Raw genomic sequence first — 14329 nt, 5'->3', positions numbered from 1 at the left:
CGTTCAAATAAGTCATGCAAGACATCGAGTAGCGTCTTGCCTTCCATTTTGTAAAAGGCAGCTGCTTCTGTGATAGCTAAGATAGATTGAATCGCATCTTTATCACGAACGAATGGTTGAATTAAATAACCATAGCTTTCTTCATATCCAAACAAGAATGTATATTCTTTGGATTCAGTGTATTGTTTAATTTTTTCTCCAATAAATTTAAAACCAGTTAGCACATCTTCTGTAGAAGAGCCATGGTATTCTGCAATCACACGACCTAAATCAGACGTAACGATGGTTTTAAATACCCGACCATTTGCAGGCATTTGGCCTTTCTCTTTTAATTGAGTCAGTAAATACTCAATTAAAATAGCGCCCGTTTGGTTGCCTGTTAATAGTATGTAGTCTTCTCCTTGGCGAACAGCTAAACCTACTCGGTCTCCATCTGGATCAGCAGTAATCAATATATCTGCAGCAGTTTCGTTACCTAATTTCATCGCTAACTCAAAAGCACCTGCTTCTTCTGGATTAGGCGATTTTAGCGTTGGAAACTCACCATTTGGTTCCATCTGATCTTCAACGTACATAAAGTTCCGGTATCCCGTTTGTTTCATTAATTGACGAACGGTAGAACCTGAAGCTCCATGAAGAGGTGAAAATACTACTTTTAATGCGTCTTTACTTGCAAATTCTTGTTGATGTTGAATAGATGCAACCCTTTCAAGATAGGCCTTGTCTAAATCATGCCCAATCACTTGAATCAAGCCATTTTGTAAATACTCTTCTGTGTTACCTGTTTCGATAGCTAGCTCATCACCAACTTGTTGAACATACTCAATAACTGCTTCAGCATCTTCTATATTAAGCTGTGCACCATCTTCACCATATACTTTATAGCCGTTATACTCAGGTGGATTATGACTTGCCGTAACTACGATCCCCATAAACGCACCTAATTCTCGTACACTATATGACAATTGTGGTGTGGTCCTAGGTTCTTCATATAAATAGGCTTGAATACCATTTTTCGCAAATGTACTCGCAGCTTCTTGTGCAAACTCTGGTGACTTCCTTCTACTATCATAAGCAATTACAATACCTTTTTTCATTGCTTCTGCACCGGCTGCTTTTACGTAATCTGCTACACCTTGAGAAGCTTTGCGAACTGTATAGGTATTCATGCGGTTCGTACCTACACCAATTTCCCCGCGCATTCCACCCGTGCCAAATTCCAAGTCCTTATAAAATGCATCTTCCAAGCGTTTTTCATCTTGAGCAATTATAGAAAGTTGATCCTTCCATTCAGCTTCAAGCTTAGCGTACTCCATCCATTTTGTGGCAGTTTGTCGATAACTCATACATTTTCCTCCAATAGAAACGATGGAAATGCTGCTTCTAACCCCGAGAAGCATAGAAGCACATTCTAACAATGAAAAGTATGACAGGACTCGTAGATTTCTACTTTCCAACTGAAAACAGTTATGAATGTAGGAACAATCTAGCTGGCATAGCTAATCACTGAGAGATGCGGCACACGTTTCACCCTTTTTTATAATCGATACGATAAATATCATGACGACGGTCTTTCAACTGTTTTACCGTTCCATCTTGTCTTTGGCGACGTAAGATTTCTAAATCCACATCTCCTATTAATACCATTTCTAAGTTTAGGCTCGTTTCGCCAACAATACCATCACGAGCAAACTCAAAATCAGATGGTGCATAAATACCAGACTGTGCATATTGAATATCCATATTTTCAGTTTGTGGCAAGTTACCAACTGTTCCTGAAATAACCGTATAAATTTGATTTTCAACAGCACGAGCTTGTGCACAATATTTTACGCGTAAAAATCCTTGACGATCTTCTGTACAAAAAGGTACGAAAATAATATTGGCACCCATATCTGTTGCGATACGCGCAACTTCTGGGAACTCTATATCATAACAAATTTGGATTGCAATTTTTCCGCAATCTGTATCAAAGACACGAACTGAATCACCAGCACTAATGCCCCACCACTTGCGTTCATTAGGTGTGATATGAATTTTATATTGTTTCTCAATCGAACCATCACGACGGAACAAGTAGGCAATGTTGTAGATCTCATCATTTTCTTCTTTAACAAAATGGGAACCGCCAATAATATTGACGTTATAGCGAACGGCTAAATCGGTAAATAGCTCAATGTATTGAGGTGTGTATTCAGTCAAACGTCGAATGGCACGACTAGGTGAGGGTTCATTCAAAAATGACATTAATTGAGTTGTGAAAATTTCCGGAAACACGACAAAATCGGAATGTGCATCGGAAGCTACGTCAACAAAGTACTCACATTGATTGGCTAAATCGTCAAACGATTCAATCGCACGCATCATATATTGAACTACACAAATTCGAACGGGATAACTCGTTTTAAAATGTCGTTTTGACATTGGTTTATAGTCAACGTTATTCCATTCCATTAACGTGGCATATTTGCCTGAAGCAGTATCATCCGGTAAATAGTTCGGGTTAATACGCATTAGGGTAAAGCCATTCATGATTTGGAAGGTTAATACAGGATCATAAATTTTATGTCTAGATACTGCGTCTACATACGCACGTGGCAACATCTCTTCTGAGTGTTTGTGATAGTTTGGAATACGTCCACCAATAATAATGGATTTCAAGTTAAATTGACGTGCTATTTCTTTTCGTGCCTCATATAACCGTTGTCCTACTTTCATGCGACGATATTCGGGGTGCACCATTACTTCGATACCATACATATTGTATCCTTCTGGATTATGATTCGTAATATAACCATCATCCGTTACATCTGACCATGAATGTCGATCATCATATTCATCAAAGTTTATGATTAAACTTGAACATGATCCAATGATATGTCCATCGAGTTCGGCAACAAGTTGACCTTCTGGGAAAATACTTAAGTGACTACGTAGTTGATCAACTTTCCATGGATCCATTCCAGGAAAACAGAGCCTTTGCATAGCTAACATTGGTTCTATATCTTGCATGGTTGTTTGTCGGATAACCATGCTTACTTCAAACTGGGATAAATCAAATTCTTCTGACATGTGGATCGTCTCCTTCACAAAAGCTACATATTTCATTATATAGAACTTCAGAGTTCGTTGAAAATATTTTACTTGTTTAATACTTAGAATTATAATTTGATAAGGGTTTATACTCAGAATAGGAGATTTGGTATGACAAAAAAATCAGAAAATATTTTATTGTTTATGTGGGTAGTTTCAGTAATAGCCACTATGGGTTCCCTATTCTTTTCAGAAATTAGGAACTACGAACCTTGTGAGTTATGTTGGATTCAACGAATATTCATGTATCCAATCGTACTTATTTTAGGCATAGCTTATGTGCAGAAAAATGCACGAATCGCTACAACTACCGCAATTTTCTCCGTTATTGGTGGGGCTATTTCTTTGTATCATTATGGTTTGCAAAAAGTTAGCTTTTTATCCGAGAATGCACCAGCTTGTGGGCGCGTGTCATGCACGGGTGAGTACATCAATATCTTTGGCTTCATCACTATTCCATTTTTAGCTTTAACTGCATTCGTACTTATAGCTATTTCCAGCTTCATGCTTTTAAAAGATTTAAAGGGGGAAAAATAAAATGAAAAAATTATTAATTATAGGCGGTATTATTGTCGCAGTTTTCGCATTAATTATAGTCCTGAATAATATGTCCAATAACAATAAATTAGCGGACAATCCTTATGGAACAAATGATTTGAAACAAGAAACAATTGATCAACTAGACGATGAAAACTATCAAAACATTATTCTACCTGATGACTTGAAAGCTAAAGTGGAAAGCGGAGAGCCTGTAACAGCTTACTTCTTCAGCCCAATTTGTGTACATTGTAAAGCCATGACTCCTGTATTAATGCCTATAGTTGAAGAAATGAACGTAGATTTAGCTCAATATAATATTTATGAATTTGAACAAGGATGGAAAGATTACGCGATTGAAGCAACGCCGACTTTGATTCATTTTGAAGATGGCAAAGAAGTTGATCGCTTGGTTGGTAATCAACCTGAAGAAAAGATTAAAACATTTTTAAGTGATGTTGTATTAAAATAGAAGATAACGTAGACCATGTCATCGTACATGGTCTATTTTTAGGAGGAATAAAAATGATTACTACCTTTCAATATGCATTACAACAAGATAACATTACCATCGAACAGCTTCTCCGAGATGATTTTCAAATCGGGAAGAAAATCATGCATGAAATGCGCATGGCTAAAAGTATTTTGAATGAAGGTGGAGAACCTGTTGTTTGGCAACACCATCATCCAATCGGTACTAAGCTTACATTCAATGTAAACGTGGAGCCATCTTCTTATGTGGCAGCTGACAACTGCGAAGTACCTATTTTGTTTGAAGATGCTCATGTACTTGTCGTTTCAAAACCTGCAGATATGGCTACACATCCGAACGAACCAGGTCAAACTGGAACATGTATGAATCATGTCATAGCCCATGTGAATAAGAAAGGTGGCGTATATGCTGAACACGTCCACCGTCTCGATCAAGGGACAAAAGGTTTAGTTTTAATTGCGAAACATCCACTAATCAAATCAATGCTTGACCGTATGCTTGAAGAGAAAAAAATTATTCGCACATATGAAGCGATTGTGGACGGCTATATGACACAAAAAAGCGGATCTATCCGAACTTCTATTGGCACAGACCGTCATGATTCTGCACGTCGTGCTGTATCGCCATCTGGGCAAACAGCGATTACCCATTTTGAAGTGGTGGGACAAGATTCCAACTTTACTAAAGTAAATGTGATTTTAGAAACAGGACGTACACATCAAATCCGTGTTCACTTTAGCTCAATTGGTCACCCAATTGCAGGAGACAGAATGTACGGTTCTAGAACGCGTGCCGATAACTATTCACTTCAAGCTCGAAAATTGCAATTTGTACATCCGATTACGAAAGAAATGGTCATTGTAGAAGATTACAAATAAAAAAAAGAGATTCCCGAGTTTTATTTACTCGGCGAATCTCTTTTTTTTAGAAGTTAAAATTGAAATTATCTGGGTCAGCACCTGTTCGTTCATTTAAATTTAGTGAATCAATATTTTTCATGTCTTCAAAAGATAATACAAAATCATGCACGTCTGCATTTGACACAATACGTTCAGGTGTCACTGATTTTGGAATCACAATTAAGTCCTGCTGCAAATGCCAACGAATAATAATTTGTGCAGGTGTCTTGTCGTGTTTTTTACCCATTCGAACAACAGACGGTTCATTTAGTAATCCACCACGGGCAAGTGGTGACCAAGAAGTTACTGCAATTTGATTGTCTGCACAGAACGTTCTCAGGTCATACTGTGTAAGACGTGGACTTAATTCGATTTGATTGACCATTGGTTTTACATTTGCTTTTGCAAAAATCTCTTCTAAGTGATGTTGATGATGATTCGAAACGCCCGTTGCCCGTATTAATTTCTCATCATAAAGGCGTTCAATAGCACGATATGTATCTTTGAATGTTTCTAGGACTGGCCAATGTGTTAAATATAAATCCAAATAATCAAAGCCTAAGTTTTCCAAGGAAGTTTCAAATGCTCTCAACGTTTGGTCATAGCCTTGATCCGAATTCCACACTTTCGTTGTTACAAAAACGTCTTCACGTTTCACACCCGATGTACGCACAGATTCTCCGACTTCTTTTTCATTTCCATAGAGAGAAGCCGTATCAATTGCACGGTAACCAACTTGAAGAGCAGTAGTCATCGCTTGTATAGATTCTTCTGGGTTAGTCATTTTATATACACCTAAACCGAGCCTTGGCATTTCAACACCGTTATGTAAAGTTTTGGTCGATTGTAAGGTAAGCTTCATGTTCTTCATCCTTTCAACTCATTCTCCTTCTATTGTACAAACTTAAATCTTTTTTTACGAGCGAGAAGATTTTTAATGAAAACTATTGCACTTTAGCTGAAAAACGAATAATATATGGAATGTTGGTTATTTCGTTCGTCTTTTCGAAAGGAGACACACTATGTTTCACTTAAAAGAGCATAATACTAATGTAAAAACTGAAATACTAGCAGGAATGACGACTTTCCTGACGATGGTTTATATCGTGATTGTCAATCCCGTGATATTGGCAGACGCTGGAGTACCTTTTGATCAAGTCTTTCTAGCGACTATTATTTCTGCAGCAGTAGGTACTTTATGGATGGGGTTATTTGCAAACTATCCTATCGCTATCGCCCCTGGTATGGGATTAAATGCATTTTTCACTTATACCGTTGTCATTTCATCCAACGGAGAAATTAATTACATCACGGCCTTTTCAGCCGTTTTTATTGCCGGACTATTTTTTGTCATTCTTTCATTAACACCATTACGTAAAAAGCTAATTGAAATTATTCCTGAAAACTTGAAACACGGGATAACTGCTGGAATTGGATTGTTTATCGCATTTATCGGCTTGCGTCTATCCGGTTTAGTTGAAGCACATCCACAAAACTTAGTGAAGCTTGGTGATTTAACAAGTGCCCCAGTGTTACTTACATTGTTTGGACTACTTATAACGTTGATATTAACGGTTATGAAAGTCTATGGTGCTTTATTCTACGGAATGATCGCTACAGGAATTGTTGCTTTCTTCACAGGTCAACTAAAGTTTGAAGCAAAGTTAATGCAACTACCTTCATTACCAGAAGGCATCATAGTATGGAATCCTGCAGTCGCTTTGATGGATGTATTCCAATATGGAATGTTGGGAATTGTTATTTCCTTCCTACTCGTTACGTTATTTGATACAACAGGTACGATGATTGGTGTCGCGAAACAAGCTGGATTAATGAAAGGCAATAAAATGCCTCGTGCAAAACAAGCTTTGCTAGCTGATTCAGTTGCCACAACAGTTGGAGCAATGTTCGGTACAAGCCCAACATCGGCATACATCGAATCTTCTGCAGGAGTTGCAGTTGGAGGTCGTACTGGTTTAACATCAGTAACTGTCGCAATATTATTCATCATCGCGGCATTCTTTGGACCGCTTGTCTCTTCTCTTTCAAGTGTTGCAGCGATAACTGCACCTGCTTTAATCATTGTCGGTAGTTTGATGATAAGCGCTGTGAAGCATATTGATTGGGATTCTTTTGATGAAGCATTCCCAGCATTTATAATTATATTAACAATGCCATTAACTTCTAGCATTGCGACAGGAATTGAGCTTGGGTTTATTCTGTATCCATTGCTGAAGATTTTTAAAGGACAAGCTCGTAATGTTCATCCTTTACTCTATATATTCGCTGCTCTTTTCTTATATCAACTGCTATTTTTACCACATTAAAAAACGACTGGAGCCTTGTGCTTCAGTCGTTTTTTTTGACGATATTCTCCGTATATAGCTAGACGTTTCTGACAGTGCACTCATTGAACGATATTCGCCACATTTGTGTCTTAGAGAATATTTCTTTTTGAAATGAAGTAAGCTATACTTAAGTATGATATTTAATTCTCTCAAAAGGAGGCAACGTTTATGAGCTTACTACTTATTCTTGGAGTCACTGTTGCATTCCTTGCTGCGATTTTCACGGCAGGATACGATGACAAACCAGGTACACCTGAAAAAAAATAAACATGTAAAAGGGACTGCTACTAACTAGCAATCCCTTTTTTATTTGTGCAAATATATCATTGCAGTATTCTTTCTCAGCGATACTTTGCAATTTTTTTAAGTCAATTTCGGATAGTCTTGTTGACGAAGTGCTTCATAAATCAAAATGGCTGCTGTATTTGATAAATTCAATGAACGCACATTGTCGTTCATAGGAATACGTATACAACGATCTTGATTCGCATCAATTAATTCTCTTGGCAATCCAGACGTTTCTTTTCCAAAAACGAAAAAAGTATCTTTCTCCCTGTCGCTATAGTCAAACGTTGTATGAGGCTTCGATCCATGCTTTGTTAGGAAGAAAAATTCGCCTAATGGATACTTAGCAAATAATTCCTCTAACCCGTCGTAATAATGAATATCGACGTGTTCCCAGTAGTCCAGTCCTGCTCTTTTTAACATCTTATCGTCTGTTGAAAAACCAAGAGGACGAATTAAATGAAGTTTTGTATCTGTTCCTGCACAAGAACGTGCTATGTTCCCGGTATTAGCAGGGATTAATGGTTGATATAGGACCACGTGAATGCTCATTTTTCCACTTCCTTAATTTACGGTTTGAAACGCTAAGCCTTTATGGATTTCTTCCACTACTTCTGCGTCTGTTTCTGTAACTACAGCTTGATGTAGAGCTGCTCTTCCCTCTTTAGTTCCAATCTTGCCGATAGCCCAAGCTGCTGTGCCACGAATTACTGGTCTCTCATCATTCACAAGTAAGTCAATTAAATCCGGAATCGAACTTTCTTCTTTAAAATGAGCTAACGCTAAAATAGCGTTACGTTGTATCGGTTTCTTCCCTCTCCATGAACCAGAGACATGTCCGAATTTTGTTTTAAATTCCTTGTTACTCATTTTCAACAGTGGTAGTAGCAGTGGCTTAGCAATTTCTGGATCAGGTTGAAAATCRAGTTGGTGCATATTAAACTTCCCTTTATTTTTGGGGCAGACCGTTTGGCACGTATCGCACCCATAAATACGATTTCCTATTTTAGTTCGAAACTCGTCAGGCAAGGATGTTTTTATTTGAGTCAGAAATGCAATACATCTCTGTGCGTTCAGTTGACCACCTTCGATTAACGCACCAGTTGGACAAACATCTAGGCACAATCGACAATCTCCACACTCGTCTTCCATCGGTGTATCCGGTGCAAAAGGAATGTTGGTAATAATTTCACCTAAATAAACATAAGACCCAAATTCAGGTGTAATTACGGCACAATTTTTCGCACTCCAGCCGATTCCTGCCCGCTGTGCAACGGCACGGTCTGATAACTCTCCAGTATCCACCATCGAGCGTGTTTTAGCATCAATGATATGTGACGCAATATATTCTTCTAATTTAGCTAAACGGTCTCGTAACACCGTATGATAGTCTGTTCCCCACGACGCGCGTGCAAAAATTCCTCTTCGTTCGCCTTTTTTTCCTTGTGGAGCGTTTTCCATGCGTGACGGATATGCAATCGCAATCGAAATGATACTTTCCGCATCATTCAATAAAAGAGTAGGTGTCGTTCTTTTTTCAAGATCCGGCTCTTCGAAACCAGATTGATAACCAAGCTCTTGTTGTCGCTTCAATCGATTTTTCAATTCGCGAAAAGGATCGGAAGAAGCAAAGCCGATTTTATCAATTCCGATTGAGTGTGCATATGAAACGAGCTCTTGTTGAAATTGATTCACATTCATGAAAACTTCTCCCTCCTTATGCTAAAATGATGAAAAATGATCTGTAGGTGAAAACATGAAAATTTCAATCGATCCATCCATCTTTCTAATAGATGAACGTATTAAAATAGGCATTATCCATTATACCAAATTTGTGGTCTCAGAATCTCCTCAAATGCTAAAAGGGCGCATGCAATTGTACCAAGAACACTTATTTTTTGATTTAGAAGACAAAGAATTGACTGACTACAGAGGAATTAAAGAGTGGAGAGCCTTGTGGAAAAAGCTTGGAGCGGACCCTGGTCGTTATCGCCCCTCTATGGAGGCTATGATGCGTCGTATTCGCAATCAAAACTATTTGCAGCCATTGAATAGCGCAGTCGACTTAAATAACTTCTTTTCTTTGCAATACGAAATTCCTGTAGGTCTATATGATTTATCTCATGTAGAAGGTGCTATCCAAATTGTACTTGGTAGTGCTGAGTCTGTATATACAGGCATAAATGGACGTGAAAATACCTTAAGTGGCATATTAACCATTGAAGATGCATTAGGCCCGTTTGGTAGCCCTTATGTCGATTCAATTCGTACAATAGTTAATGAAACTACAATAGAAGGGTTACAGGTATTCTTTTTACTACCTTCTACACCCCTAGAAGATGCAAAAAAACTAATTGAGTCCGCTGGAAAGATGTTTTCACAAGTAAACGGAGGAAATTATTCAACCGTCATTTTAGATAAAGACCATCCACAAGCTTCGATTGATTAATTGTTTCCATCATTCTCTATTGCTTTTCCTCGTTCTACAAAGCAAATAAAAACCGCTTCACAAGGAAGCGGTTTTTCGATTAGTTTTGCTGTTGTTGTTCAATGATTACTTCTAAACCAGCATAAGTTGAACTGTATGTTGGGATATCTCTTTCAAGAGCCCCCATCGAAATAGCAAGCTTCGGACTGATGCCAACCAATATGCATTTTGCTCCAATTAACTTTAAGCAATCATACAACTTTTGTATATAAAATTGAACTTCTGAATCAAAATTACGTAGACCAATTAAAGAAATCAAAACATACTCAATACGGTGAGCAGAACATTCCATCAACACAGAAGAAATAAGTAAGTCTGCTCGCTCTGCATCATACTCACCAATTAGCGGCAATGCAATCGTATTTTTCCATACATGTAAAATAGGAATAGAAAGTTCTTTAATCAATTTTTCTTTCTTTTTTTCTTCTTCTGATTTTGTAGTTACATCCATTAACATCACAATATATCCTTCAATTTCGTTTAGGTCGTCCATAATAGGTGTAACCACTATATCCGTAACAAAACGATCTCGAATCGTAATTCGTGTTCGATGGGTAGTCTCTAAACGATCCATAACTTGTCGTTGAAGTTCAGGACGTTTATGAAAGTAGTCCATACTCAGTCCAATAAAGGATTGACTGTCTTCTAGCTGATATAACGGTGCGACAACCGACAATAACTTCGAGGCATTACTATTCATCCATTTGATAAGGAACTGTTTATCCGCAATGATAATATTTTCACCGATACTATTTAATGCTCTTAGCATGGAGATTTCGTTCGGTATTGATCCTACTTCATTCATTTAAATCATCCTATCCCTCTAATTATTATCTATAGTATATACAAAATCTAGGGGAAATCCTAATTCAATTATTGTGGGGTCATATAGATAGTTTTATTATTATTTAATTAAAACAAGAATGGTATAAACCAAAAGAGATGAAGAATAATTACACCCGTGTAAATAGCCACGACTAACCATAATAGAATATGAATCTTACTTCCAAACCTCTTCAACCCCTTTTTATAAATGACATAGTACAATAAACCACTTAGCAATAGTTTAAGAAAGAGAACAAACTCAGGCTGGAGCATACTCAATAATGGATTAAGTTCTTCCATTTGAGAATTTTTTAGTCCTATGTATGTTAGTACTCCATCCACTGCATTAAAAACTACAATGAGTAATGCCAAGTTCGACAGAATAGCTCACCTCAAGTGTTTTTTTGAATCCTTATATGGTATGTATATTGAAGGATTATCAATCCGAAGCACTGAGGAAATTTCGTTTTTTATAAATATATATTCGAAGAGAAATTGAAGGAATCTTAAAAGGCAGAACTGTGAGAAGTTGTTCAACTTCTCACAGTCTGCCTTTTTTATTTAAGAAATATTTTCCTATGTATTATTGATTCGCTTTTTTAACCCATTCAGCTACTGTAACAGTTCGTTTTGCTTGGTGTGTCACAGCACCTTGAACATCCTCAACCATTTTTCCTTCTTGATTGACTGATACACTAGTTCCATATGGATTTCCGCCAGCACCATACACTACAGGATCGGTATACCCTGGTGCAACCACAATTGCTCCCCAATGGTACATAGTTGTATATAGTGCTAATGTTGTGACCTCTTGTCCGCCTTGAGGGTTTTGTGCAGACGTCATGGCACTCACAACTTTATTTGTTAACTTGCCATTAAACCACAATCCTCCTGTTGTATCTAAAAAACTCTTCACTTGACCAAGCATATTCCCAAAACGTGTTGGAACACTAAATATAATTGCATCTGCCCACTCTAAATCAGCTAAAGTGACTTCAGGCACATTTTGGGTAGCATCCATATTTGCTTTCCATGCCGGATTTGAATCTATGGCACTCTGAGGAGCTGTTTCAGGCACTTTCAATACTTTCACTTCAGCACCGTTTTCTTTTGCACCTTCTTCTGCCCACTTAGCTAACTGATAGTGTAGAACTGTAGTAGATGATTGCTAATTTTACATTTGAAATAATATTCATCTCCCTGTTAGATTTTCTAGCTTAGTACTGAATTTCGCGATTACTAATGCCTACTTTTCCTGTATTCCCTTTAAAATTAATTTTACTCCATTTTTTTATTAGTTCGATTAGTTCACCATGCTTAAACCAATCCAAAAACAATGAGCAACAAATACTAACAAATAACAAACATTTGCAAAACTAAGGAGATATTTAAATCCTCTTCCAAACAGCAGCATCCGGTGTTGTAAACTATGTACCGCTAGAAAAGTGCTTAGATATAACTTAATCATTAGAATATAAAAGGGATTTAGTTCTGCCAATATAGGATTGGCTTCCGTAATAATCGATAGAGAAATACCAATATAAGTGGCAATCCCATCCAAACTATTCAATAGCACTAACAACCATGCGGAGCTTATCATTTAATCACCTTATACCAATTTTGATAAAATCAGTGTGGTCATTTATTTATACGAATAATCACTTCTCTATGTCCACAAACTTCGAGCACTGCTTTTATTATTATTTAAGTATTTTATTTAAATGTTCGACTTGAAATTTAAAAAGAATAAACTTTTTCATTCAGAACAAACTATTAGAAATGGAGGTGAGTTTCTTTGAGTACAAATAATAGCAGGAATCAGCAAAGACAAAATAAGAATATGAAAAAGGCAACATTTGAACGTGAAGAATTTGGCTATGGATACGATGTAAGTCCGGATGATTTGGATACGGTTGGTCAAAACAAAGCAGCCAAAAATAATATTAAGCGCGAACCCAATCACCCCGTAAATAATGATAAGAAATAATTCCTCGTAATGTGCTGCAACAGAAACAATTGCAGTTTCCTCTTTAAATATACAAAAAAGCAGTATCTACAATTAAGTAGATACTGCTTTTTAAATGATACCCGAGGCCAGACTCGAACTGGCACGCCTTACGGCACCGCATTTTGAGTGCGGCGTGTCTGCCATTCCACCACTCGGGCAAATTATTACAAGCAGACAAAAATCTAAAAATATATGGAGGCGGCAACCGGATTTGAACCGGTGATAAAGGTGTTGCAGACCTTTGCCTTACCACTTGGCTATGCCGCCAAAATAAAAATGGAGCGGAAGACGAGGTTCGAACTCGCGACCCCCACCTTGGCAAGGTGGTGTTCTACCACTGAACTACTTCCGCAACAATACTGGGGAACCTGGATTCGAACCAGGGCATGACGGAATCAAAATCCGTTGCCTTACCGCTTGGCTATACCCCATCAATAATATGGGGCGAACGAGGGGAATTGAACCCCCGAGTGTCGGAATCACAATCCGATGCGTTAACCACTTCGCCACGCCCGCCATAATGTGTTATTGAATATAAGCTTTAATCTAAGTTAGGAAAATGGGGCGACTGAAGGGAATTGAACCCTCGAATGTCGGAATCACAATCCGATGCGTTAACCACTTCGCCACAACCGCCATAAAAGATATAAAATTGGCAGGGGCAGTAGGAATTGAACCCACACTAGAGGTTTTGGAGACCTCTGTTCTACCTTTAAACTATGCCCCTAAAGTTGGTGGAGGGGGGCGGATTCGAACCGCCGAACCCGAAGGAACGGATTTACAGTCCGTCGTGTTTAGCCACTTCACTACCCCTCCAATTGAAGATGGTGCCGGAGAAAGGACTTGAACCCTCAACCTACTGATTACAAGTCAGTTGCTCTACCAGTTGAGCTACTCCGGCTGGATAAATATAATGGTGGCTCAGGACGGAATCGAACCGCCGACACAAGGATTTTCAGTCCTTTGCTCTACCGACTGAGCTACTGAGCCACATTGAATTTGTGCTAAGATTTGAATCTCTTTGTCAGCTTCATTCGTTCATTCAGTCACGTACGTTAGTACGCTCCTTCACTCACTCATTTTGCTTCCTCGACCTTCTTTGCTTATCTCAAATTCTTAATACTTCATAAAAAATGGCGGTCCCGACGGGAATCGAACCCGCGATCTCCTGCGTGACAGGCAGGCATGTTAACCGCTACACCACGGAACCATTTGGTTGCGGGGGCAGGATTTGAACCTGCGACCTTTGGGTTATGAGCCCAACGAGCTACCGTGCTGCTCCACCCCGAGATAATATTATTGTTGTAAACACCATTGCTTCTACGCTTATAGCTTAGTGGATGTCTTCCACGC

14 protein-coding genes, 12 tRNA genes and 1 pseudogene are annotated in these 14329 nt (G+C 38.2%); 6 read left to right on the top strand and 21 right to left on the bottom strand.

The window, feature by feature from the left end:
* Nucleotides 1–1346: phospho-sugar mutase (locus AC1DOS_RS11730; RefSeq protein WP_477537644.1), on the bottom strand; the 1346-nt coding region annotated here is incomplete at its 3' end.
* 181 nt (nucleotides 1347–1527) lie between these two features.
* Entirely contained in the window at nucleotides 1528–3072 is a 1545-nt protein-coding gene (locus tag AC1DOS_RS11725; RefSeq protein WP_477537643.1) for a GNAT family N-acetyltransferase, read from the bottom strand.
* A 132-nt stretch (nucleotides 3073–3204) separates the two neighbouring features.
* Here AC1DOS_RS11725 and AC1DOS_RS11720 point away from each other — a divergent pair, with 132 nt between their 5' ends.
* The 3 genes from AC1DOS_RS11720 to AC1DOS_RS11710 are packed head-to-tail and all read left to right on the top strand — an operon-like array spanning nucleotide 3205 to nucleotide 5001.
* Complete coding sequence (locus AC1DOS_RS11720; RefSeq protein ID WP_477537642.1) at nucleotides 3205–3630, top strand: disulfide oxidoreductase; 426 nt, start codon at nucleotides 3205–3207, stop codon at nucleotides 3628–3630.
* 1 nt (nucleotide 3631) lies between these two features.
* Nucleotides 3632–4102: a thioredoxin family protein gene (locus AC1DOS_RS11715; RefSeq protein WP_477537641.1), complete on the top strand. Its 471-nt coding sequence runs from the start codon at nucleotides 3632–3634 to the stop codon at nucleotides 4100–4102.
* 53 nt (nucleotides 4103–4155) lie between these two features.
* Complete coding sequence (locus AC1DOS_RS11710; protein WP_477537640.1) at nucleotides 4156–5001, top strand: RluA family pseudouridine synthase; 846 nt, start codon at nucleotides 4156–4158, stop codon at nucleotides 4999–5001.
* Between the two features lie 46 nt (nucleotides 5002–5047).
* Here AC1DOS_RS11710 and AC1DOS_RS11705 read toward each other — a convergent pair whose 3' ends face one another.
* On the bottom strand, nucleotides 5048–5884 hold the full coding sequence (locus AC1DOS_RS11705) for an aldo/keto reductase (protein WP_477537639.1): 837 nt from the start codon (nucleotides 5882–5884) through the stop codon (nucleotides 5048–5050).
* 160 nt (nucleotides 5885–6044) lie between these two features.
* Here AC1DOS_RS11705 and AC1DOS_RS11700 point away from each other — a divergent pair, with 160 nt between their 5' ends.
* Complete coding sequence (locus AC1DOS_RS11700) at nucleotides 6045–7349, top strand: NCS2 family permease (protein ID WP_477537638.1); 1305 nt, start codon at nucleotides 6045–6047, stop codon at nucleotides 7347–7349.
* Between the two features lie 384 nt (nucleotides 7350–7733).
* Here AC1DOS_RS11700 and trmL read toward each other — a convergent pair whose 3' ends face one another.
* Both trmL and queG read right to left on the bottom strand, forming a co-directional pair.
* Complete coding sequence (gene trmL, locus AC1DOS_RS11695; RefSeq protein WP_108588013.1) at nucleotides 7734–8207, bottom strand: tRNA (uridine(34)/cytosine(34)/5-carboxymethylaminomethyluridine(34)-2'-O)-methyltransferase TrmL; 474 nt, start codon at nucleotides 8205–8207, stop codon at nucleotides 7734–7736.
* Between the two features lie 12 nt (nucleotides 8208–8219).
* Nucleotides 8220–9356, bottom strand: a complete 1137-nt coding sequence (gene queG / locus AC1DOS_RS11690) for a tRNA epoxyqueuosine(34) reductase QueG (protein WP_477537637.1) — start codon at nucleotides 9354–9356, stop codon at nucleotides 8220–8222.
* A gap of 55 nt (nucleotides 9357–9411) precedes the next feature.
* Between queG and AC1DOS_RS11685 the strand changes: the two genes are divergently transcribed.
* A complete protein-coding gene (locus AC1DOS_RS11685; protein WP_477537636.1) occupies nucleotides 9412–10104 on the top strand; it encodes a B3/B4 domain-containing protein in 693 nt (230 codons plus the stop codon).
* A gap of 79 nt (nucleotides 10105–10183) precedes the next feature.
* Here the strand turns inward: AC1DOS_RS11685 and AC1DOS_RS11680 are convergent, their stop codons facing one another.
* The 4 genes and pseudogenes from AC1DOS_RS11680 to AC1DOS_RS11665 form a co-directional block, all read right to left on the bottom strand.
* Nucleotides 10184–10948 (bottom strand): STAS domain-containing protein, encoded by a 765-nt coding sequence (locus AC1DOS_RS11680; RefSeq protein ID WP_477537635.1) that lies wholly within the window; start codon nucleotides 10946–10948, stop codon nucleotides 10184–10186.
* Between the two features lie 107 nt (nucleotides 10949–11055).
* Nucleotides 11056–11340 carry a DUF5658 family protein gene (locus tag AC1DOS_RS11675; protein ID WP_477537634.1) on the bottom strand — a complete coding sequence of 95 codons (285 nt, stop codon included), beginning with the start codon at nucleotides 11338–11340 and terminating at the stop codon, nucleotides 11056–11058.
* 211 nt (nucleotides 11341–11551) lie between these two features.
* Nucleotides 11552–12155, bottom strand: a pseudogene (wrbA, locus tag AC1DOS_RS11670) (NAD(P)H:quinone oxidoreductase).
* 116 nt (nucleotides 12156–12271) lie between these two features.
* Nucleotides 12272–12568, bottom strand: a complete 297-nt coding sequence (locus AC1DOS_RS11665; RefSeq protein ID WP_477537633.1) for a DUF5658 family protein — start codon at nucleotides 12566–12568, stop codon at nucleotides 12272–12274.
* Nucleotides 12569–12763: 195 nt separating this feature from the next.
* Here AC1DOS_RS11665 and AC1DOS_RS11660 point away from each other — a divergent pair, with 195 nt between their 5' ends.
* Nucleotides 12764–12955 carry a hypothetical protein gene (locus tag AC1DOS_RS11660; protein WP_108588019.1) on the top strand — a complete coding sequence of 64 codons (192 nt, stop codon included), beginning with the start codon at nucleotides 12764–12766 and terminating at the stop codon, nucleotides 12953–12955.
* Nucleotides 12956–13053: 98 nt separating this feature from the next.
* On the opposite strand, the gene AC1DOS_RS11655 is transcribed toward AC1DOS_RS11660, so the two are convergent.
* The 12 genes from AC1DOS_RS11655 to AC1DOS_RS11600 all read right to left on the bottom strand — a co-directional run bounded on the left by AC1DOS_RS11655 (nucleotide 13054) and on the right by AC1DOS_RS11600 (nucleotide 14266).
* Nucleotides 13054–13134, bottom strand: a tRNA-Leu gene (locus AC1DOS_RS11655).
* Between the two features lie 35 nt (nucleotides 13135–13169).
* A tRNA-Cys gene (locus tag AC1DOS_RS11650) sits at nucleotides 13170–13243 on the bottom strand.
* A gap of 10 nt (nucleotides 13244–13253) precedes the next feature.
* Nucleotides 13254–13328 (bottom strand) — tRNA-Gly (locus AC1DOS_RS11645).
* A gap of 7 nt (nucleotides 13329–13335) precedes the next feature.
* Nucleotides 13336–13407, bottom strand: a tRNA-Gln gene (locus tag AC1DOS_RS11640).
* Nucleotides 13408–13416: 9 nt separating this feature from the next.
* Nucleotides 13417–13492: transfer RNA gene (locus tag AC1DOS_RS11635), tRNA-His, on the bottom strand.
* Nucleotides 13493–13536: 44 nt separating this feature from the next.
* A tRNA-His gene (locus AC1DOS_RS11630) sits at nucleotides 13537–13612 on the bottom strand.
* A 17-nt stretch (nucleotides 13613–13629) separates the two neighbouring features.
* A tRNA-Trp gene (locus AC1DOS_RS11625) sits at nucleotides 13630–13703 on the bottom strand.
* Between the two features lie 5 nt (nucleotides 13704–13708).
* Nucleotides 13709–13792, bottom strand: a tRNA-Tyr gene (locus AC1DOS_RS11620).
* Between the two features lie 9 nt (nucleotides 13793–13801).
* Nucleotides 13802–13877 (bottom strand) — tRNA-Thr (locus tag AC1DOS_RS11615).
* Between the two features lie 13 nt (nucleotides 13878–13890).
* Nucleotides 13891–13966, bottom strand: a tRNA-Phe gene (locus AC1DOS_RS11610).
* 144 nt (nucleotides 13967–14110) lie between these two features.
* A tRNA-Asp gene (locus tag AC1DOS_RS11605) sits at nucleotides 14111–14186 on the bottom strand.
* A 3-nt stretch (nucleotides 14187–14189) separates the two neighbouring features.
* Nucleotides 14190–14266: transfer RNA gene (locus AC1DOS_RS11600), tRNA-Met, on the bottom strand.
* Nucleotides 14267–14329 lie beyond the last annotated feature (63 nt).

This window comes from Paenisporosarcina sp. P5_A11 (genome assembly GCF_056400705.1).
Note: the sequence above shows the minus strand (reverse complement) of the source record. Positions and strands in the feature narration are given on the sequence as shown.

Excerpts from the sequence above, each read along its gene's own strand:
- AC1DOS_RS11710 (WP_477537640.1), top strand. The coding sequence starts at position 4,156 with ATGATTACTACCTTTCAATATGCATTACAACAAGATAACATTACCATC.
- AC1DOS_RS11680 (WP_477537635.1), bottom strand. The coding sequence starts at position 10,948 with ATGAATGAAGTAGGATCAATACCGAACGAAATCTCCATGCTAAGAGCA.
- AC1DOS_RS11700 (WP_477537638.1), top strand. The coding sequence starts at position 6,045 with ATGTTTCACTTAAAAGAGCATAATACTAATGTAAAAACTGAAATACTA.
- AC1DOS_RS11720 (WP_477537642.1), top strand. The coding sequence starts at position 3,205 with ATGACAAAAAAATCAGAAAATATTTTATTGTTTATGTGGGTAGTTTCA.
- AC1DOS_RS11725 (WP_477537643.1), bottom strand. The coding sequence starts at position 3,072 with ATGTCAGAAGAATTTGATTTATCCCAGTTTGAAGTAAGCATGGTTATC.
- AC1DOS_RS11665 (WP_477537633.1), bottom strand. The coding sequence starts at position 12,568 with ATGATAAGCTCCGCATGGTTGTTAGTGCTATTGAATAGTTTGGATGGG.
- AC1DOS_RS11705 (WP_477537639.1), bottom strand. The coding sequence starts at position 5,884 with ATGAAGCTTACCTTACAATCGACCAAAACTTTACATAACGGTGTTGAA.
- AC1DOS_RS11685 (WP_477537636.1), top strand. The coding sequence starts at position 9,412 with ATGAAAATTTCAATCGATCCATCCATCTTTCTAATAGATGAACGTATT.
- AC1DOS_RS11715 (WP_477537641.1), top strand. The coding sequence starts at position 3,632 with ATGAAAAAATTATTAATTATAGGCGGTATTATTGTCGCAGTTTTCGCA.
- trmL (WP_108588013.1), bottom strand. The coding sequence starts at position 8,207 with ATGAGCATTCACGTGGTCCTATATCAACCATTAATCCCTGCTAATACC.